This window comes from Modestobacter altitudinis (assembly GCF_005930475.1).
Taxonomy (GTDB): Bacteria; Actinomycetota; Actinomycetes; order Mycobacteriales; family Geodermatophilaceae; genus Modestobacter; species Modestobacter altitudinis.
In genome coordinates, this window is record NZ_SJEW01000039.1 from 26,995 (window position 1) to 44,303 (window position 17,309).

Annotated in this window: 19 protein-coding genes; 11 read left to right on the top strand and 8 right to left on the bottom strand. The window is 73.5% G+C overall.

Annotated elements, in window-relative coordinates; translation table 11 throughout:
* Window positions 1–94 precede the first annotated feature (94 nt).
* On the bottom strand, window positions 95–1,621 hold the full coding sequence (locus FHL79_RS15050) for an MFS transporter (protein ID WP_138759398.1): 1,527 nt from the start codon (window positions 1,619–1,621) through the stop codon (window positions 95–97).
* 130 nt (window positions 1,622–1,751) lie between these two features.
* Between FHL79_RS15050 and budC the strand changes: the two genes are divergently transcribed.
* Together budC and FHL79_RS15060 are read left to right on the top strand one after the other, a co-directional pair.
* Window positions 1,752–2,525 carry a meso-2,3-butanediol dehydrogenase gene (gene budC / locus FHL79_RS15055; RefSeq protein WP_138759399.1) on the top strand — a complete coding sequence of 258 codons (774 nt, stop codon included), beginning with the start codon at window positions 1,752–1,754 and terminating at the stop codon, window positions 2,523–2,525.
* A gap of 67 nt (window positions 2,526–2,592) precedes the next feature.
* The gene (locus tag FHL79_RS15060) at window positions 2,593–4,230 is read left to right on the top strand and encodes an APC family permease (RefSeq protein ID WP_138759400.1); all 1,638 of its coding nucleotides are present in this window, start codon (window positions 2,593–2,595) and stop codon (window positions 4,228–4,230) included.
* Window positions 4,231–4,256: 26 nt separating this feature from the next.
* Here FHL79_RS15060 and FHL79_RS15065 read toward each other — a convergent pair whose 3' ends face one another.
* Window positions 4,257–5,819, bottom strand: a complete 1,563-nt coding sequence (locus FHL79_RS15065; RefSeq protein ID WP_138759401.1) for a DHA2 family efflux MFS transporter permease subunit — start codon at window positions 5,817–5,819, stop codon at window positions 4,257–4,259.
* Between the two features lie 77 nt (window positions 5,820–5,896).
* Between FHL79_RS15065 and FHL79_RS15070 the strand changes: the two genes are divergently transcribed.
* Window positions 5,897–6,493 carry a TetR/AcrR family transcriptional regulator gene (locus tag FHL79_RS15070; protein WP_138759402.1) on the top strand — a complete coding sequence of 199 codons (597 nt, stop codon included), beginning with the start codon at window positions 5,897–5,899 and terminating at the stop codon, window positions 6,491–6,493.
* A 117-nt stretch (window positions 6,494–6,610) separates the two neighbouring features.
* Entirely contained in the window at window positions 6,611–6,769 is a 159-nt protein-coding gene (locus FHL79_RS15075; protein WP_246080822.1) for a hypothetical protein, read from the top strand.
* A gap of 59 nt (window positions 6,770–6,828) precedes the next feature.
* Here FHL79_RS15075 and FHL79_RS15080 read toward each other — a convergent pair whose 3' ends face one another.
* Entirely contained in the window at window positions 6,829–8,046 is a 1,218-nt protein-coding gene (locus tag FHL79_RS15080) for a DUF2786 domain-containing protein (RefSeq protein WP_138759404.1), read from the bottom strand.
* 215 nt (window positions 8,047–8,261) lie between these two features.
* Here FHL79_RS15080 and FHL79_RS15085 point away from each other — a divergent pair, with 215 nt between their 5' ends.
* The 6 genes from FHL79_RS15085 to FHL79_RS15110 all read left to right on the top strand — a co-directional run bounded on the left by FHL79_RS15085 (window position 8,262) and on the right by FHL79_RS15110 (window position 12,152).
* Window positions 8,262–8,456, top strand: coding sequence for a hypothetical protein (locus FHL79_RS15085; RefSeq protein WP_138759405.1), 195 nt, complete (start codon window positions 8,262–8,264; stop codon window positions 8,454–8,456).
* The gene (locus FHL79_RS15090) at window positions 8,440–8,811 is read left to right on the top strand and encodes a hypothetical protein (protein WP_138759406.1); all 372 of its coding nucleotides are present in this window, start codon (window positions 8,440–8,442) and stop codon (window positions 8,809–8,811) included. The genes FHL79_RS15085 and FHL79_RS15090 overlap by 17 nt, the downstream gene beginning before the upstream one ends.
* 38 nt (window positions 8,812–8,849) lie before the next feature.
* The gene (locus FHL79_RS15095; RefSeq protein ID WP_138759407.1) at window positions 8,850–9,632 is read left to right on the top strand and encodes an isocitrate lyase/PEP mutase family protein; all 783 of its coding nucleotides are present in this window, start codon (window positions 8,850–8,852) and stop codon (window positions 9,630–9,632) included.
* The gene (locus FHL79_RS15100) at window positions 9,633–10,175 is read left to right on the top strand and encodes an SAM-dependent methyltransferase (protein ID WP_138759408.1); all 543 of its coding nucleotides are present in this window, start codon (window positions 9,633–9,635) and stop codon (window positions 10,173–10,175) included. It begins immediately after the preceding gene.
* A 103-nt stretch (window positions 10,176–10,278) separates the two neighbouring features.
* Complete coding sequence (locus tag FHL79_RS15105) at window positions 10,279–10,884, top strand: TMEM175 family protein (RefSeq protein WP_138759409.1); 606 nt, start codon at window positions 10,279–10,281, stop codon at window positions 10,882–10,884.
* A gap of 89 nt (window positions 10,885–10,973) precedes the next feature.
* Window positions 10,974–12,152 carry an acyl-CoA dehydrogenase family protein gene (locus FHL79_RS15110; RefSeq protein WP_138759410.1) on the top strand — a complete coding sequence of 393 codons (1,179 nt, stop codon included), beginning with the start codon at window positions 10,974–10,976 and terminating at the stop codon, window positions 12,150–12,152.
* A gap of 306 nt (window positions 12,153–12,458) precedes the next feature.
* Here FHL79_RS15110 and FHL79_RS15115 read toward each other — a convergent pair whose 3' ends face one another.
* From FHL79_RS15115 to FHL79_RS15125, 3 genes are read right to left on the bottom strand one after another with little or no spacing between them, the layout of a single operon-like run.
* On the bottom strand, window positions 12,459–13,124 hold the full coding sequence (locus FHL79_RS15115; protein ID WP_138759411.1) for a DUF3618 domain-containing protein: 666 nt from the start codon (window positions 13,122–13,124) through the stop codon (window positions 12,459–12,461).
* A gap of 19 nt (window positions 13,125–13,143) precedes the next feature.
* On the bottom strand, window positions 13,144–13,719 hold the full coding sequence (locus tag FHL79_RS15120) for a phage holin family protein (RefSeq protein ID WP_218938479.1): 576 nt from the start codon (window positions 13,717–13,719) through the stop codon (window positions 13,144–13,146).
* Entirely contained in the window at window positions 13,716–14,531 is an 816-nt protein-coding gene (locus tag FHL79_RS15125) for a hypothetical protein (protein ID WP_138759412.1), read from the bottom strand. Before FHL79_RS15125 ends, FHL79_RS15120 begins: the two co-directional genes overlap by 4 nt.
* Before the next feature lie 358 nt (window positions 14,532–14,889).
* Between FHL79_RS15125 and FHL79_RS15130 the strand changes: the two genes are divergently transcribed.
* Window positions 14,890–15,753, top strand: coding sequence for a siderophore-interacting protein (locus FHL79_RS15130; RefSeq protein ID WP_246080824.1), 864 nt, complete (start codon window positions 14,890–14,892; stop codon window positions 15,751–15,753).
* Between the two features lie 21 nt (window positions 15,754–15,774).
* Here the strand turns inward: FHL79_RS15130 and FHL79_RS15135 are convergent, their stop codons facing one another.
* The gene (locus FHL79_RS15135; RefSeq protein WP_138759413.1) at window positions 15,775–16,440 is read right to left on the bottom strand and encodes an NADPH-dependent F420 reductase; all 666 of its coding nucleotides are present in this window, start codon (window positions 16,438–16,440) and stop codon (window positions 15,775–15,777) included.
* A gap of 38 nt (window positions 16,441–16,478) precedes the next feature.
* A partial coding sequence (gene ypfJ / locus FHL79_RS15140; protein ID WP_138759414.1) for a KPN_02809 family neutral zinc metallopeptidase occupies window positions 16,479–17,309 on the bottom strand: 831 nt, incomplete at its 5' end.

The following is a 17,309-nucleotide window of genomic DNA, read 5'->3' on the forward strand; positions in this document are numbered from 1 at the left end:
CGTTCCGCGCAGACCTGCGCGCGGCGGGTGTCCGGACGCACGACGGCGCCGCCCCGGGGAGGGACGGCGCCGTCGCGTCGAGCGTGCGGTGACCTCAGTGACCGGCGGGCACCTGCGCGCCGGGCTGCGGCACCGGGTTGGGGCCGCTGGGGAACACCAGCAGGCTGACCACGGCGCCGAGACCGAAGACCCCGGCCGCGACCAGGAACGCGCGGGTCTCACCGGCGACCGCCGCGTCCGCGAGCACCGACGCCGACTGCTGGTGCGCGGTCACGTAGGAGGTGGTGACCGTGGCCGCGATGGTGTTCAGCAGCGCGGTGCCGAGCGCCCCGCCGACCTGCTGCCCGGTGTTGACCAGCGCGGAGGCGACCCCGGCGTCCGCGGGCCGGGTGCCCGAGGTCGCGGTGTTGAAGCACGAGGCGAAGATGAGGCCCATCCCGAGCCCCATCACGAACAGCGCCGGCAGCACGTGGCCGAGGTAGCCGCTGGTGGCCTCCAGCCGCCACAGGTAGAGCAGCCCGGCCATGCCGAGCAGCTGACCGGTGGCGATGATGAACCGCGGGCCGATCTTCGGCAGCAGCCGGGGGACGACGACCGTCGAGCTGGTCAGGATGCCGGCCACGAACGGCAGGAACGCGACGCCGCTCTTCAGCGGGCTGAAGCCCTTGGTCTGCTGCAGGTAGTAGGTGAGGAACAGGAACACGGCGAACATGCCGATCGCGGCCAGCGTGATGGCCAGGTAGGCGCCACCGCGGCGGCGGTCCAGGACCACCCGCAGCGGCAGCAGCGGGTGGGCGACCCTGGCCTGCAGGAGGACGAAGGCGACCAGCAGCAGCACCGAGACGACGATCAGCGTGACCGTGACCGGGTCGCCCCAGCCGTCGGTCTCGGCGCGGGCGAAGGCGTAGACCAGGCCACCGAGGCCGAGCACCGCGGTGACCACACCGGGGATGTCGAGGTGGACACCACGACCCGGCGCGACCTTGCGGACGAACAGCACCGCGCCCGCGCCGGCGACCAGCGCGATCGGGATGTTGACGTAGAGGCACCAGCGCCAGCTGAAGTACTCGGTGAGCACCCCGCCGAGCAGCAGGCCGATGGCCGCACCGGCGCCGGCGATCGCGCCGAAGATGCCGAAGGCCTTGCCGCGCTCCTTGGGGTCGCTGAACGTGATGGTCAGCAGCGACAGCGCCGAGGGGGCGAGCAGTGCCCCGAACACGCCCTGGACGGCGCGGGCGGCGACCAGGGTGCCGAACCCGGTGGCCGCGCCGCCGAGCGCGGAGGCCAGGGCGAAGCCGACCAGGCCGATCAGCAGGGTGCGGCGCCGGCCGAACATGTCGGCCAGCCGGCCGCCGAGCAGCAGCAGCCCGCCGAAGGCCAGGGCGTAGGCGGTGACCACCCACTGCCGGTCGGCGTCGTCGAAGCCGAGGTCGGCCTGGGCGCTGGGCAGCGCGATGTTCACGATGGTGGCGTCGAGCACGACCATCAGCTGGGCCAGGCCGAGTGCGGCGAGGGTCCACCAGCGGCGGCCGTGGTCGCGTTCGTCCTGGGCGGCCGCGGTGGCCTTGGCGTCAGCGGTCCCGGGGATGGCTGCGGCGGAGGGTGGAGCAGGATGGGACACAGGAGCTCCTGGGCGAGGTGTGCAGGGCAGAGGCGCACCGTCGCGCCGGCGTGGCTACGCCTGAGGTCATTGCTCGCTGCACGCAACCATCGGGGGTGTCGACCTGTTCCCGGCGGGGGATGACCCGGCCATGCCTTCCACCTCGTTCGACTTCGCCGGTTCCGTCGTCCTCGTCACCGGGGGTGGCAGCGGCATCGGCCTGGCGATCACCCGCGCCTTCCTCGACGCGGGGGCGACGGTGGCCGTCACCGGCCGCCGTCCCGACCGGCTCGAGCAGGCGCTGGCCGGGCACCCGGCCGAGCGCACCGCGGCACTGCCCGCCGACGTCTCCGACGGGGCGCAGGTCACCCGGCTGGTGGCGGACGTGGTGCAGCGCTTCGGCCGGCTCGACGTCGTGGTCAGCAACGCCGCCGGCTACGAGTCCGGCCCGATCACCGAGCTGGCCGACGAGGCCTGGGAGCGGTTGCGGGCCACCAACGTCGACGCCTTCTTCCACCTGGCCAAGGCCACGCTGCCGCACCTGGCCGGCTCAGGGGGCAACCTGGTGGCGGTGTCCTCGGTCTCCGGGGAGCGCGGCGACTGGGGGCAGGCCGCCTACAACGCGACGAAGGCCGCGATCAGCAACTTCGTCCGGTCCCTGGCGCTGGACTGGGGCGCAGAGGGCGTGCGGCTGAACGCGGTGGCCCCGGCGTTCACCCTCACCGAGCTCAACGAGGGGATGGGCCGGGACGAGGAGTCGCTGGCGCCGTTCGTGAACCGGATCCCGCTGGGCCGGCCGGGGGAGCCCGCGGACGTCGCGCCGGTGGTGCTGTTCCTGGCCAGCGAGGCGGCGGGCTACCTGACCGGCGCGGTCGTGCCGGTCGACGGCGGGACCAGCGCGTCGACCGGCCAGCCGCACGTCTGACCCGGGACTGCCGCGCGCACCGGTGGTGTGCGATAAACCGTGTCATGACTGCGCGCCCGGCCCCGGCATGACGGGGTCCTCCTCCGCGCCGGCGGCACCCCCTCGGGTCGAGGGCGCCGCCGTGGACAAGGGCCTCAAGAGCGGGGCCCTGGGGCTGGTCTCCTCGATCGTGCTCGCCGTCTCCTCGACCGCGCCGGCCTACGCGCTGGCCGCCACCCTGGGGTTCGTCGTCATCGCCGTCGGGGTCAAGGCGCCGGCTGTTCTGCTGCTCGCCTTCGTGCCGATGTGGCTGATCGCCGTCGCCTACTCGGAGCTGAACAAGCGCGAGCCGGACTGCGGGACGACCTTCACCTGGGCGGCCCGTGCCTTCGGTCCGCGCACCGGCTGGCTGGGCGGCTGGGGGATCATCGCCGCCGACGTCATCGTGATGGCGAACCTGGCCCAGATCGCCGGCTCCTACGGGTACCGGCTGGTCGGGCTGGACTCCCTGGCGGACAGCACGTCCTGGACGACGGTCGCCGGGGTCGGCTGGATCGCCCTGATGACCTGGATCTGCTACCGGGGCATCGAGCCGACCGCGCGGGTGCAGAACGTGCTGCTGGCGGTGGAGGTCGTCGTCCTGGTGGCCTTCGCCGGCTACGCGCTGGTCAAGGTCTGGTCCGGCACCGCCCCCGCCGGGGCTCTCACGCCGTCGCTGTCCTGGCTGTGGCCCTCCGGGCTCAGCTGGGCCTCGCTCACCGAGGCCGTGCTGCTGGCGATCTTCATCTACTGGGGCTGGGACTCCGCGGTCGCGGTGAACGAGGAGACCGCCGACCCCACCCGGTCGCCGGGGCGGGCGGCGATCATCTCCACGGTCCTGCTGGTCGGCATCTACACGGTCGTGTCGGTGGCGACCGTCGCCTTCGCCGGGGTGGGCACCGAGGGCATCGGGCTGGGCAACGAGGCCAACGCCGAGGACGTCTTCACCGCCCTGGGGACGACGGTGTTCGGCGACGACGCCTTCGGGCGCGTGTTCGAGGCGTTGCTGATCATCTCGGTGCTCACCTCGTCGGCCGCCTGCACCCAGACCACGATCCTGCCCACCGCCCGGGGCTCGCTGTCGATGGCCGCCTACGGTGCGCTGCCGCAGTCCTTCGCCCGGATCCACCCGCGGTACCTGACGCCGACGGTCTCCACGATCTGGATGGGCGCGGTCTCGATCGCCTTCTACGTGGGTCTGACCCTGGTCAGCGAGAACGTCCTGGTGGACTCGATCACCGCCACCGGCATGCTGATCGCCTTCTACTACGGGCTCACCGGCTTCGCCTGCGCCTGGGAGTTCCGCCGGTCGCTGCACGGTCCGCGGGACGTGGTCATGCGCTTCCTGCTGCCGCTGCTGGGCGGGTTGTTCATGCTCGCCGTCTTCGTGCTCGCCTGCGTCGAGTTCGCCGACCCCGAGTACGGCGAGACGGTGTTCCACGGCGTGGGCGGTGTCTTCGTCATCGGCGTCGGCGCGCTGCTGCTCGGGATCCTGCTGATGGTGGCCTACGCCCGCGTCGCGCCGGCGTTCTTCCGGGGGGAGACGATGCTGCGCGGCACCGGCGACCTGCTGCTGGCGCCCGACCCGCAGACCGTCGCGCTGCCGGACTCGCACGAGGCGACGGTCATCGCGCCGGACCGGTCCAATCTGCCCCCCGGCCGCCAGCCCTGGGACCCGCGGGCCTAGGCCTCGTCCAGAGCTCGCCCCGAGCTCTAGCGAGGGGTGAGGGGGACGGGGTCCTCCTGGAGCTCGGGCGCCGGGTCGGGGAGGCGGTGCTGGGCGGGCAGGAAGGCCAGGACGGCGACCGCTCCGGCCGCGCTCGCCGCAGCGGCCACCCAGGAGCCGGCGGAGACCCCGTCCAGGAAGGCCTGCTGGACGGCGACGGCCGCGCCGTCCGGCAGCCGGCCGGCCACCGCGAGGCCGGCGAAGACCGAGTCTGCCGCACCCTCGGCCACGGGTGCCGGGGCGCCGGCGCCGGTGAGCGCGTCGACCACCGAGGGCCCGTAGACGGTGCTCATCACCGAGCCGACGACCGCCACCCCGAGCGTGCCGCCCACCTCGCGGACGGTGTCGTTGACCGCCGAGCCGGCCCCGGCCTGCTCGGTGCGCAACGCCCCCATGACCGCCTCGGTGGCGGGGCTGGTCACCAGCCCGAGCCCACCGGCCATCAGCACCATGGCGATGACGATGCGGCCCCAGTAGGCCGACTCCAGCGAGCTGCCGGCGGCGACGGCGAACCCGGCGGCCATCGTCAGCAGGCCGGCGGCGACCACCAGCTTGGTGCCCAGCGCCCGCATGGCCAGGATCGCCAGCGGGCTCACCGCACCGATGACCAAGGCGAAGGGCAGGGTGGCCAGCCCGGCGGTGAGGGTGTCGTAGCCGCGGACCGCCTGGAAGTACTGGGTGATCAGGAAGATGAACCCGAAGAGGCTGAAGAAGGCCAGCGCGATCGCCCCGCTGCCGACCGAGACCCGCGGGTCGGTGAAGAGGCGGACGTCGAGCATCGGCTCGGGGCGGCGCAGCTCCCAGCCGATGAAACCGACCAGTGCCACCGCAGCGCCCAGGTAGCCGGCGACGGTGGTGGCCGAGCCCCAGCCGCTGCCCGGCGCCTCGATCGTGGTGACGACGAGCAGCCCGATCGCGGCGATCGACAGGGCGGCGCCGACCAGGTCGAACCGGCGCGGGCGGGGGTCGGCGGACTCGGTGAGCAGCAGCCGCCCGGCGGCGACGGCGACCGCGGCCAGCGGGAGGTTGACCAGGAACACCGAGCCCCAGGAGAAGTGCTCGAGCAGCAGTCCACCGCTGACCGGCCCGATGGCGACCGACAGCCCGGTGACCGCCGACCACAGCCCGATGGCCGTGGCCCGCTCGCGCCGGTCGGGGAAGGTGGTCACCAGCAGCGCCAGCGTGGCCGGGTAGACGGCCGCGGCGGCCACGCCCATGGCCACCCGGGCGGCGATCAGCTCGCCGGTGCTGTCGGCCAGCGCCGCCAGCGCGGACGTCGCGGCGAAGAGCACCAGCCCGGTCTCCAGCAGGCGGCGGCGGCCGAAGCGGTCACCGAGGGCGCCGCCGAGCAGCAGCAGGGCGGCGAAGGCCAGCGTGTAGCCGTCGACCACCCACTGCAGGTCGCTGGTGGTCGCCGAGAGCTCCCGGCCGATGGTGGGGAGCGCGACGTTGACGATCGTGTTGTCCACGCTGACCAGCAGCACGGACAGGCAGAGGACGAGCAGCACCCACCACCGACGGGTGGTGGGCGGGGCGGGGGGAGCGGTCACGACGACCTCCTGGTGTAGAACGTTGTGCCATCAAAGTAGAACGATGTTCTACAAAGGTCAACGGGCAGGATGAGGTCGTGACAGATGTCAGCGCCACCGGCGGCCGGACGCCGAGCCGCGCGGTCGAGCAGGCCCTGGTCGACGCCGCCGAGCGGGTGCTGGTGCGCGACGGGCTGGGCGGCCTCACCGTGCGCGCCGTCGCCGCCGAGGCCGCGGTCGCGCCGATGGGCGTCTACAACCGGTTCGGCAACAAGGACGGGCTGGTCGCCGCGGTGCTCGCCCGCGGCTTCGAGGGGCTTCGGGTCGCGACCGCCGCAGCCGACGACGCCGACCCGGTCGACCGGCTGCTGATCTGCGGCCGGAACTACCGCAGGTTCGCCCTCGACCACCCGCAGCACTACGGCGCGATGTTCGGCGCCGGCTGGGCGGCGACGGTCCCGACCGAGGAGCTGGTCGACCGCGCCGACGCCGCGTTCCAGGCGCTGGTGGACCGGGTCGGCTACGCCGTGGACCGGGGTGCGCTGCGCCCCGGTGACCCGGTGGAGACCGCGCAGCTGATCTGGAGCTCGGTGCACGGCGCCGTCTCGCTCGAGCTGGCCGGTCTCGGGAGGACCGCGGACCCCGCCGCCGGCTACGAGGCGCTGCTGCGGATGCTCCTCGACGGGCTGCGCTGACCCCAACGGGTGAGTCCTCGAGCTCCCCGGGAACGCGGACCTCCAGCGGCCCCCGGATCGTGCCGACCCCTGCACAGACGAAAGGGGCCGGTCATGTTGACCTTGGCGTGCAGTGCAGTGGCTCAGGCGGGGACCGCAGCGACGACCGCGTCGCTGGACGACACCTCCGCCGACGCCCTGGTGTTCGTGGCCGGTTGGCTGACCACGGCCGCCGAGCTGACCCAGCACGGGATGCTCATCCGCGATCTCGGGTCCACCTTCGACGTCTTCCTCTGATAGGACCCCCTCGCCCCCCACCGCTCGCGAGCTCGTGGCGGGCCCCTGCGAGTGGGCCGTCAACCGCCGCCGAGGCGGGTGGTACGGGAACCGCCGAGGTCGGCGGCGTCGGCTGCCTGCCGGCCGGCGTGCCAGCCGGCGGGGTCCACGGCGCGACCGCTGCGGCGGCGCACCGAGGGGAACAGCTCCTCCACCGCCCGGTCCACGGCCGCCTGCCGGCCGGCCAGCACCGGGGCCAGGTCGCTGCCGTAGGTGGCGGTGGCCTCCCGTCGTACCGAGTCCCGCGCGGCGGTCAGCCGCTCCTCGATCCGCTGCGCGTAGGAGTAGAGGAAGCCTCGCCGGTAGGCCGTCGACCGGCCACGTGCCCCGGCGAGCTGTGCCGCGTCGGCCAGTGACCGCCCCGACTGCAGCAGCAACGAGGTGACCAGCAGGTCCACCACGTCCAGGTCGCCGGGCATCCCGACCAGCGTGGCGATGCCGAACGCAGGCAGGAGCACCACCCGCACCCCGTTCGCCGACCCGGCCGCCTGGACGATCGCCGCCTTCGCCTCCGCGTGCGGGTCGTCGAGGTGCAACCGGCGGGCCTGGACCTGCCCGGCCGTCGCCGGCGCGCCCGCGCGCTGACCCAGCATCGCGGTGTCGATGGCGTGCCGGGCCATCAGCTCCTGCGCCTTGGCCGTCAGCGCCTCGGCCTCCGCCTCGAACTCGGTCGACTCGGCCTTCGCCAGCAGGCCCCGGATCCGGCTGAGCGCCCGCGCGTCGACGGCCTCCTCCCAGCCGCTCTCGGCGAGCAGTGCCGCCGACCAGCCCGAGGGCGGGGGCAGCAGCTGCTCCAGCCGGGGGAGACCCCGCAGCACCCCGGTCACCCGCAGCACGTCCCGCCAGGCCGCCGCCGGGGCGATCTGCTCGGCCCGCCACCAGTCGGCCACCGTGCGCGCCGGCCCGTCCAGCTCGGCCAGCTGCGCCGTCCAGGCACGAGGTGCCCGCCCGGCCGTGCCGGCAGCGGTGGCCTCGCCGGTGATCACCGCCCCGACCAGCCGGCCCGCGCGGGCGCTGACCTTCCGCCGGACCACGTGGGTGAGGTCCGCCGGTTGCCAGCCGCCCTCCCAGAGGACCGGCAGCAGCTCGAGCAGCACGTCCTGGGCGTGGCCGTGCGAGTCGACCGCCGGGTCGCGGAGCAGCAGCCGGTCGACCACCCGGTCCAGCTCCTGCCCGGTCACGCCGGGCTGGGCGGCCAGTCGGGCACCTGCCAGCAGCAGGCGCAGCACGTCGTCCACGGGCGGAGCACTCCTCGGGGTCACCGGGTCAGGATGCCGCGCCACGGACGGCGCAGGCGGGTCTGCCCGGCAGCTGGGGACGAAGCCGCCCGGTGTGGACGGCGGCGCACGGTCATGCGGGCCCCCTGTTCTGGCCGCCGCCCTCAGGGGCAGTCGCCCGGGCCGGACGCGGCGGCGCTTGCCTGCCGAGCGCCCTCCCGGCAGGCTCTCGCGGCATGAACGGGTGGACCTTCCTGTCCCGGCTCACCGCCTGGGCGTTCGCCGGTGCGGCGCTCGGGCTGCTCGCGGGGCTGGCGCTGGTCGGGCTGGACGTGCTGGACAACCCGTTCTGGCTGGTGGCCGTGGGCATCGGCGCGGCGGCGGTGCTCATGCCGGCGACCTCGCGCCGGGCCGGTGACCGGCACGGCTGAGCGGCAGCTCGGCCGGCGGGAGCGCCGGCTGCCCGCTCCGCCGGCGGTCGTGTGGCGGTCGCTCACCGAGCCGCACCAGCCGGGTGCCCGGCCGTGGCTCCGGCTGCTCGACGACGAGGTCGAGCCGCGGGTGCGCAGGGCCGGGGAACCGGGGGTGGTGGTCTGGTCCTCGCTGTGGCCACGACGCCCGGACGACGTCCTGACCTTCGACCTGCGACCGGCCGGCAGTGGGGCCGCGCTGCGCTGGACGCTCACCACGACCGGCGCGGTGCCCGACGACAGCACGACCGGGCACCTGCGGTACCGCGTCAACCACCTGCTGTGGTCCGAGCTCCGGAGCTCCTACGGCCAGTGAGGCCGTCGAGGTGGCCACCGGTGGCTACGTTGACCGGCATGGCTGACCTCGCGACCCGCGCCCGGACCCTCCTCGACCTGCACACCGCACCGGAGATCCTGACCCTGACCAACGTCTGGGACGTCGTCTCGGCCACCGTGGTCGCCGGCACGCCGGGGGTGCGGGCGCTGGCCACGGCGAGCCACTCGATCGCGGCGACCTTCGGCTACCAGGACGGCGAGAACATCCCGCTCGAGCTGCACCTGGACATGGTCGGCCGGATCGTCGCGGCGGTGGACGTGCCGGTGAGCATGGACCTGGAGGCCGGTTACGGCGACGCGGGGGAGACCGTCCGGCGGGCGATCGAGGTGGGCGTCGTGGGCGGCAACCTGGAGGACCAGATGAAGCCGCTGGACGACGCCGTCGCCGCGGTCGAGGCCGTGGTGCGTGCCGGGCGGGACGCCGGCATCGACTTCGTGCTGAACGCCCGCACCGACGCCTTCGTCACGGCGGCGCCGGACGCCGACCGCAGCGAGCTGGTCGCCGAGGCCGTCCGGCGCGGGCAGGCCTTCCTCGAGGCCGGTGCCCCGGTGGTGTTCGTGCCGCGGCTGGTCGACCGCGAGGAGATCACCGCGGTCGTCGAGGGACTGGGCCGCAACAAGCTGACGTTGATCAGCGTCCCCGGCGCGTCGCTGCCGGCGCGCGAGCTGCAGGAGCTCGGCGTCGCCCGGGTGTCGACCGGTCCCTTCACCCAGCGGGTGGCGCTGACCGCGCTCCAGGACGCGGTGACCGGGATGGTCGCCGGCGGCACGCTCCCGCCGGGCACCCGGCCGCTGAACTAGGTGGCCGCCGCGGTCTCCCCCCGGTTGGCCTGGGCGGCGGAGCTGGCCGATCCGCGGCCGGGGGACCGCGTGCTGGAGGTCGGGTGCGGGCACGGCGTGCTCCTCTCGCTGCTCGCCGACCGGCTGACCACGGGCGTCGTCCTGGGGCTCGACCGATCGGCCACGATGACGGCCGCGGCGGCGCGGCGGAACGCGCCCGCTGTCGCCCGGGGGGTCGTGGCCCTGCAGACGGCCGAGCTGCTCGACGCGCAGCTGGACGCGGGCTGGGCCGACCTCGTGGTCGCCGTGCACGTCGGTGCCTTCTGGCGCCCACCCGCGGACGAGTACGGCGCGGTCCGGGAGGTCCTCACCGGCAGCGGGCGCTTCCTGCTGGTGGACCAGCCCCTGCAGCCGGGGACGACGGAGCACCGGACGGCACGGGTGGCCGCGCTGGCGGAGCCCTCCGGGCTGGTGGTCACCGCCGTGCACGTCGCCGACACGTCACCGCGGCCGTCCCTCGCCGTCGAGCTCCGCCGCTCGGCACCTGGGGCCCGGGCGGGTTGAGCGCTGCCCCACCTGGAGGGCAGCGCTCGAGCCGTGGGAAGCCACCTGTCGCAGGGGGACGACGACCGGGTCGCCCGGGGTCGGGAACCCCTAGCCTGCGCAGGTGCGCACCGAGCGCGGCCTCGACCGCCTGGTCACCTTCCTCGACGCCGTGGTCGCCATCGCGATCACCTTGCTGGTCCTGCCGCTGATCGAGGTGCTGACCGAGGACAGCGGCGAGGACCTCGGCACCGTCCTGTCCGACAACCTCGGGCAGTTCGGCGCCTTCGCCCTCAGCTTCGTGGTGATAGCGCGGCTGTGGCTGGCTCACCACCGCATCGTCGAGTCCGTCGGCGCCTACGACGGGCTGTTCCTCTGGGTGAACCTGTTCTGGGCCTTCACGATCGTGCTGCTGCCCTTCGCCACGGCGGTGATCGCCGAGTTCGGCACCGACCGGCTGTCCCTGGGCCTGTACGTCGGCACGATCGCGGCCAGCTCCGGGGCGGCGACCACGCTCACCCTGCTGCTGCGCCGCCGCCCGGGGCTGCGCCGGCGAGGGGTCGGCGCCGACGACGTCGAGGTGGTCCCGTCCGTCGTCGTCACCGGGCTGCTGCTGGTCGCCCTTGTCCTCGGCGTCGTGTTCCCCCGGGTCAACTTCTACGCGATGTTCGTGCTGTTCCTCAGCGGTCCGGTCGAGCAGCTCGTCCAGCGCGTCCGGGTGCGGGGGTGAGCAGCACCACTCTCGGTGGCTGGCCCGGCAGATCGGGCGCAGCATCGGGGCTGCACGTCGACGTCGACGAGAGAGAAGGCACCGCTGCCATGACCGATCTGCTCCTGCCCGCCGACTTCTTCGGTTTCCAGTCGCTGCTGCCCGAGGACGAGCAGAAGGAACTGGTGGCACTCCGCGAGTTCCTGGACTCCGAGATCAAGCCCCGGGTCAACGGCGCCTGGGCCGCCGCCGAGTTCCCGCACGACCTCATCCCCAAGTTCGCCGAGGCCGACATCGTCGGCCGCTCCTACGACTGGGACGGCCGGCCCCGCGCCTCCCGGCTGTTCACCGGCTTCCAGGCGATGGAGCTGTCCCGGGTCGACCCGTCGATGGCCACCTTCCTCGGGGTGCACAACGGCCTGGCGATGGGGTCGATCATGATCCTGGGCTCCGAGGAGCAGCGGCAGCGCTGGATCCCCTCGATGATGCGGATGGAGACGATCGGCGCGTTCGGGCTCACCGAGCCCGAGGGTGGCTCGGACGTGGCCCGCGGCATGCGCACCACCGCGCGCCGGGACGGCGACTCCTGGGTGCTCAACGGTGCCAAGCGCTGGATCGGCAACGGCACCTTCGCCGACGTCGTGGTGGTCTTCGCCCGCGACGTGGACGACGACCAGGTCAAGACCTTCGTGGTGGAGAAGGGCACCCCCGGCTTCGTCGCGACCAAGATCGAGGACAAGTTCTCGCTCCGCACGGTGCAGAACGCCGACCTGACGTTCACCGACTGCCGGATCCCGGCGGAGAACAAGCTCGAGGACGGCAACGGCTTCAAGGACGTCAACAAGGTGCTCAAGGTGACCCGTGGCGGGGTCGCCTGGAGCGGTGTCGGCTGCCAGCTCGGTGCCTACGAGGTGGCCCTGGCCTACGCCAAGGAGCGCAAGCAGTTCGGCAAGCCGATCGGCAGCTTCCAGCTGATCCAGGACCTGCTGGCCCGGATGCTGGGCAACGTGACCGCCAGCCTGGGCATGACGGTGCGGATCTCCCAGCTGCAGGAGGTCGACGCGCTGCGCGACGACCAGGCGTCGCTGGCCAAGAGCTACGTGACCGCCCGGGGCCGGGAGACGGTCGCCTGGGCGCGGGAGCTGTTCGGCGGCAACGGCATCGTGCTGGAGAACGACGTGATCCGGTACTTCGCCGACGCCGAGGCGCTGTACTCCTACGAGGGCACCCGGCAGATGAACACCCTGATCGTCGGCCGCTCCATCACCGGCTTCAGCGCCTTCGTCTGAGAAAGGACCCCTTCCCGCCACGCCTCGCAGGCTCGGCGCGGGCGCCTGAGCGGGGCCATCCCGAGCCCGGGGTGGGTGGCTGCCGGTCCGGTGGGTTTCCGGCCCTGAAGTGACGATCACCTGCAGGGACGCCGGACCGGTGGACCTGCAGGTGATCAGCCATTCACGAGAAGTCGTACCGGGCCGGACCCGCGAACGGCCTCGGCCGTCGTCCCGGGGCGGCCCCGGCAGGACGGTCACCGCTGTCCGGACGCACGACGGCCCCCGGTGCGGGAGCACCGGGGGCCGTCGTGAGGTGGTGCCGGGTCAGGAGGAGGCGTGCCCCTGGACCGTCTGCTTGGCGTCCTGGGCGGTGCCCTGGACGTCCGAGGCCGCGGACTGGCCCTCGGACTTGACCGTCTGGACACCTTCCTGCGCGGTCTCCTTGACCGACTGGACGGCGTCCTGGGCCATCGGCTTCAGGTTGTCACCGATCTCCTGGGCGACGTTCTTCGCCTGGTCCACCAGCGGCTGCGAGTGCTCCTTGACCGCCGACTCCGCCTGCGCGGCGAGCTGCTTCTCCTTCTCGCTGGTGGGCAGCAGGGAGGAGACGAGCCAGCCCACACCGAAGGCGATGAGGCCCGCAGCCAGCGGGTTGCCCTGCGCCTGGCGCGTCAGGGTCTCGGGGGCGGACTGCACGGCGCCCACCGCGGAGTGGGCGGCGTCCTGCACGCTGCCGGCCGCGGAATGGGCCGCGCCCTGGGCGGAGCCGGCGACGTCGTGCGCCTTGCCGCCGACCTGCGAGCCGCCCTGCTGCGCGGCGCCGAAGACCTTGTCCTTCAGGCCGGCGACGCTGCTCTTGGCCTTGCCGACGCGACGGTCCACGACGCGGGTCGGGTTGACCTTCTCGTTCAACGCGTCGACCTCGTAGCTGAGGTTGGCGCGGGTGTCCTCGATCTGGCGGCGGATCACGTCCGGGTCACTGCTGGTCATCGTCAGTCTCCGTTCCGGGTCAGTTGGGCTTGAGAGCGCCGGGGACCTGCTGGAGGGTCTCCACGGTCTGCTCCGGCTTGGGGTTGATCTGCTTGAGCCTGGTGAAGTCGATCGTCTTCAGCGTCTTGCGGCCCACCGAGAGCAGGACGGCGGCGATGATGCCCCAGAGGACGGCCACGATCAGGGCCGCGAGGCCCGCGTCCATGATGTTCTCCAGTGCCCACCACAGGGCGCAGCTGAGGAAGACGGCCAGCATCAGCCCGGCCACGCCGGCACCCGCGAGCATCCCGGCACCCTTGCCGGCCTTGCCGGCCTGGGCCTTGACCTCCTCGGTCGCCTTGTTGGCGTCGGCGCGGAGCTCGGCCTTGGCCAGCTCCAGCTCCTGGCGCATCAGCGTCGACAGGTCACGAGTCACGTCGCCGATGAGCTGACCGACCGAGGTGCCCTCGACGTTCGGGTGCCCCTCCTCGGTCATCGGCTGCGCGGTGTTGCCGTAGTCGTAGCCGTCTGCAGCGGGCGGGACGTACGTCGAGGCTCCGGTGTCCCCGTAGCCCAGGTCCTGCTGCGGCACGCCGCCCTGGTAAGGGGTGCTCACAGCTGACCCGACCCGGGGGTGCGCGTCGCCGGGTCGTCCCAGCCGGCCGTGGTGGAGGACTGCGTGGTGGTCTCCGGCGTGCCGTACGGCGGCGGCGGGACCGAGCCGGCGGTGCCGGTGGTGGCGTAGCCGGTGGTGCCGGCCTCGTAGCCGGTGCTGGCGTACCCGGTCGACGGGGTGTCGGCGATGTAGTTCGTGTCGGTCGCGTAGCTCTGCGAGGCGTAGGGCGAGCCCGTGCCGGTGGGCTGCTGCGTGCCGCTGCCCGAGGAGCTGGTGTCCTTGTGCGCGGCGACCACGCCGGTGGTCAGCCGGCCGGCGAGCACACCGGCGACGGCGGCACCGAGCAGGAAGACGCCGGGCTTGCGACGGGCGAAGGCGCGGAACTCGTCGACCAGCTCACCGGGCTCACGGGCCTGGACCCAGTCGGCGAGCTCCTCGATCTTGTCCCCGGCCTGGCGGACGAGGTCGGCGGCGGGGCCGGACGGCGTCTCGCCGCCACCCTCCACCATGGTGCGCAGCTGCTGGGCGATGCCGGCCAGGCCCTCGCCGGCCTTCTGCTGGCCGTTGCGGGCCTGGTCCTGGAGCTGCGAGCGGCCCTGCTGGATCAGGTCGGCCGCCTGCCGCTTGGTCTCCTGGGTGACCTGCTTGGCCTGGTCGGCGGCAGTCGAGGCGACCTGGCTGCCGGCCTGGGCGGCGGTGGAGGCGACGTTGCCGGCCTGGTCCTTGGCGACGTCCTTGGTGCTGGGGCTGCCGGACACGGGGGTCGAACCGCTTTGCGGTGACTGCGTCGGGGTGTCGATGGAGTGGGTCATCGTTCCTCCTCGTCGTGCGTGGGCTGTGCTCTGGTCAGTGCTCAGTGCAGCTGGGCGTCCGTGCCCTGGCCGACCACGCCCGCTCGAGGGCACACGCCGTTGCCGGCAGGTGAGGGCCGGTGTCGGCGAGGCCGAGACGCGGGACGGCGTACGGGCGCCTGGTGGTGCCCAGTGCTGAACTCGGGGGATCCCACCTGGCCTTGGTGGGACGCCGTTCCGTTGAGATGCCTGGTACCCGTGGGCGGCTACGGCGTAAACCGGCTAGATCCACTTTTCTTGATCACGGGCGGAAGGGCGGCGTAGCAGGCCGGGTAGCCTCGATGAAGGCAAGCCTTGCCTGAGGGATCGAGGAGGACGCGTGAGCGGACCGACCAGGGGCGGGGGCGCCCGGCGCCCCCGGGTGGCACGAGTCGGGGAGGTGCTGCGGACCTCCCGGGTGACGCCGCACATGATCCGCGTCGTCCTCGGCGGCGAGGGCCTGGCCGGGTTCCCGGCCGGTGAGTTCACCGACCACTACGTGAAGCTCCTCTTCCCCCCGCCGGGCGCTCCGTACACCGCACCCTTCGACGTGGAGCAGCTGCGTGGGGAGCTCCCGCCGGAGCTGTGGCCGGTCACCCGCACCTACACGGTGCGGTCCTGGGACCCGGTCGGCGGGGAGCTCACCATCGACTTCGTGCACCACGGCGACGAGGGGCTGGCCGGCCCCTGGGCGGCGTCGGCGGCACCGGGTGACCGCATCCAGTTCTTCGGGCCCGGTGGCGGCTACGCGCCCAGCCCCGACGCGGACTGGCACCTGCTGGTCGGCGACGAGAGCGCCCTGCCGGCGATCGGCGCGGCGCTGACCCGGTTGCCGGCCGGCGTCCCGGCCCTGGTGTTCGTGGAGGTGGCGGACCCGACGGAGCAGCAGTCCGACCTCGTCCTCGGGGAGGGGGTGTCGGTCGTGTGGGTGCACCGCGGCGACGGCGTCCCGGGGGAGGCGGTGGCCACGGTGGTCAAGGCCGTGGAGCTGCCGGCGGGGACCGGGCACGTGTTCGTGCACGGCGAGGCCGGCCTGGTGAAGGACCTCCGGCTGCACCTGCGTGCCGAGCGGGGCCTCGACCCGGCCTTCACCTCGATCTCCGGCTACTGGCGCCGGGGGGACGACGAGGACCGCTGGCAGGCGGGCAAGCGGGCGTGGACCGCCGAGGTCGAGGCGGCCGAGCAGACGCTCGCCGCCGGCTGAGCGGCGGCGAGCGCCCGGCGGTCACATGTCCCGGTAGCGCTTCGCCGCCGCCGTGGCGGCGCGGAGCCCCTCGGCGTCCAAGCGCGGGCCGTAGCCGGGGGTGTCCCGCTGGATCCGCCAGCCCTCGGCCAGCGGGCCGAGGTCGACGGCGTCGAAGCCGATCGCGTCGATGAACGCGACCACCTGCTGCTTGGCCGCCGCGTCGTCGCCGGCCACGGCCAGCGCACGGCGGTGCGGGGTGCCGGCGGGAGAGCCGCCGGTGGTGATGTCCGCGGCGCCGAGGTGGTTGAACGCCTTGACCACCCGCGAGGTGCGCAGGTGGGCCTGCAGCAGCTCGGCCGTCGTCGTCGACTCGTCGTCGAGCTCGGCGATCTGCCCGTCCCGCTGCGGGTAGTAGTTGTTCGTGTCGATCACGGCCTTGCCGGCCAGCGGCTCGACCGGGACGGCGGGCACGGCCTTGAGCGGGATCGTCACCACCGCCAGGTCGGCGGCGGCCGCGGCGCCCGCGGCGGTGTCCGCGCGCACCTTCCCCCGGCGCCCCGGCCGCTGCTCGAGGGCGGTCACCAGGTCGGTGAGCGTCTCCGGACCGCGGGAGTTGCTGAGCACGACGTCGTGACCGGCGTCGAGTGCTGCCTGGGCGAGGGCCGCGCCGATGTGTCCGGCGCCGATGATCCCGAGAGTCGTCATGCCCGCGGCAACCCGGCCCGGCCGGTGTTCCTTCCGCGTCAGCCCAGGTCGTCGGTCGCGAAGGTGTCGCACTGGCGCGGGTCACCGGTGGAGTAGCCGGTGCTGAACCAGCGCTGCCGCTGCTCCGACGAGCCGTGCGTGAAGGAGTCCTGGTCGACGGTCCCGCTGCCCAGGTTCTCCTGGATGAAGTCGTCACCGATCCGCCCGGCGGTGTCCAGCGCCCGGGAGATGTCGTCATCGGTGATGTCGACGATCAGCGGCTGGCCGGTCTCGTCCGGCACCGTCTCGGCGTGGTTGGCCCAGGTGCCGGCGTAGCAGTCGGCCTGCAGCTCCAGCCGCACGCTGCCGCTGTCCGGCCCGCTCAGCCGCGAGTCCACCTGCTGGTTGGTGCCCAGCAGGTCCTGCACGTGGTGCCCGTACTCGTGGGCGATCACGTAGGCGTTGACGAACGCCCCGCCCTCGGCACCGAACCGGGTCTGCAGGTCGTCGAAGAAGGACAGGTCGATGTACACCAGCTGGTCGGCCGGGCAGTAGAACGGCCCGGAGCCGCTCGTCGCGCCGCCGCAGCCGGTCTGCACCGAGCCGGAGAAGAAGACCGTGTCGGCCGGCTGGTAGCTGCCGCCGAGGGTCTGCCCCCAGTAGTCCTGGATCGAGTCGATGTCGGCGGCGACGGCGCAGTCGACGGAGTCGTTGGCGTCGGCGACCTCGTCGCAGGACTGCTCGAGAGCGCCGTTGTCGGCGGTCTGACCCGAGCCCAGCCCCTGCAGCACGCTGGTGGCGGCCGAGGTGCTGCCCCCTCCGCCGCCGAGGACCTGGAACAGCACGACGACGACCAGCCCGACCAGGCCCAGCCCGCCACCGCCCACGGC

Excerpts from the sequence above, each read along its gene's own strand:
- budC (WP_138759399.1), top strand. The coding sequence starts at position 1,752 with ATGCCTTCCACCTCGTTCGACTTCGCCGGTTCCGTCGTCCTCGTCACC.
- FHL79_RS15060 (WP_138759400.1), top strand. The coding sequence starts at position 2,593 with ATGACGGGGTCCTCCTCCGCGCCGGCGGCACCCCCTCGGGTCGAGGGC.
- FHL79_RS15085 (WP_138759405.1), top strand. The coding sequence starts at position 8,262 with ATGAACGGGTGGACCTTCCTGTCCCGGCTCACCGCCTGGGCGTTCGCC.
- FHL79_RS15095 (WP_138759407.1), top strand. The coding sequence starts at position 8,850 with ATGGCTGACCTCGCGACCCGCGCCCGGACCCTCCTCGACCTGCACACC.
- FHL79_RS15110 (WP_138759410.1), top strand. The coding sequence starts at position 10,974 with ATGACCGATCTGCTCCTGCCCGCCGACTTCTTCGGTTTCCAGTCGCTG.
- FHL79_RS15115 (WP_138759411.1), bottom strand. The coding sequence starts at position 13,124 with ATGACCAGCAGTGACCCGGACGTGATCCGCCGCCAGATCGAGGACACC.
- FHL79_RS15125 (WP_138759412.1), bottom strand. The coding sequence starts at position 14,531 with ATGACCCACTCCATCGACACCCCGACGCAGTCACCGCAAAGCGGTTCG.
- FHL79_RS15135 (WP_138759413.1), bottom strand. The coding sequence starts at position 16,440 with ATGACGACTCTCGGGATCATCGGCGCCGGACACATCGGCGCGGCCCTC.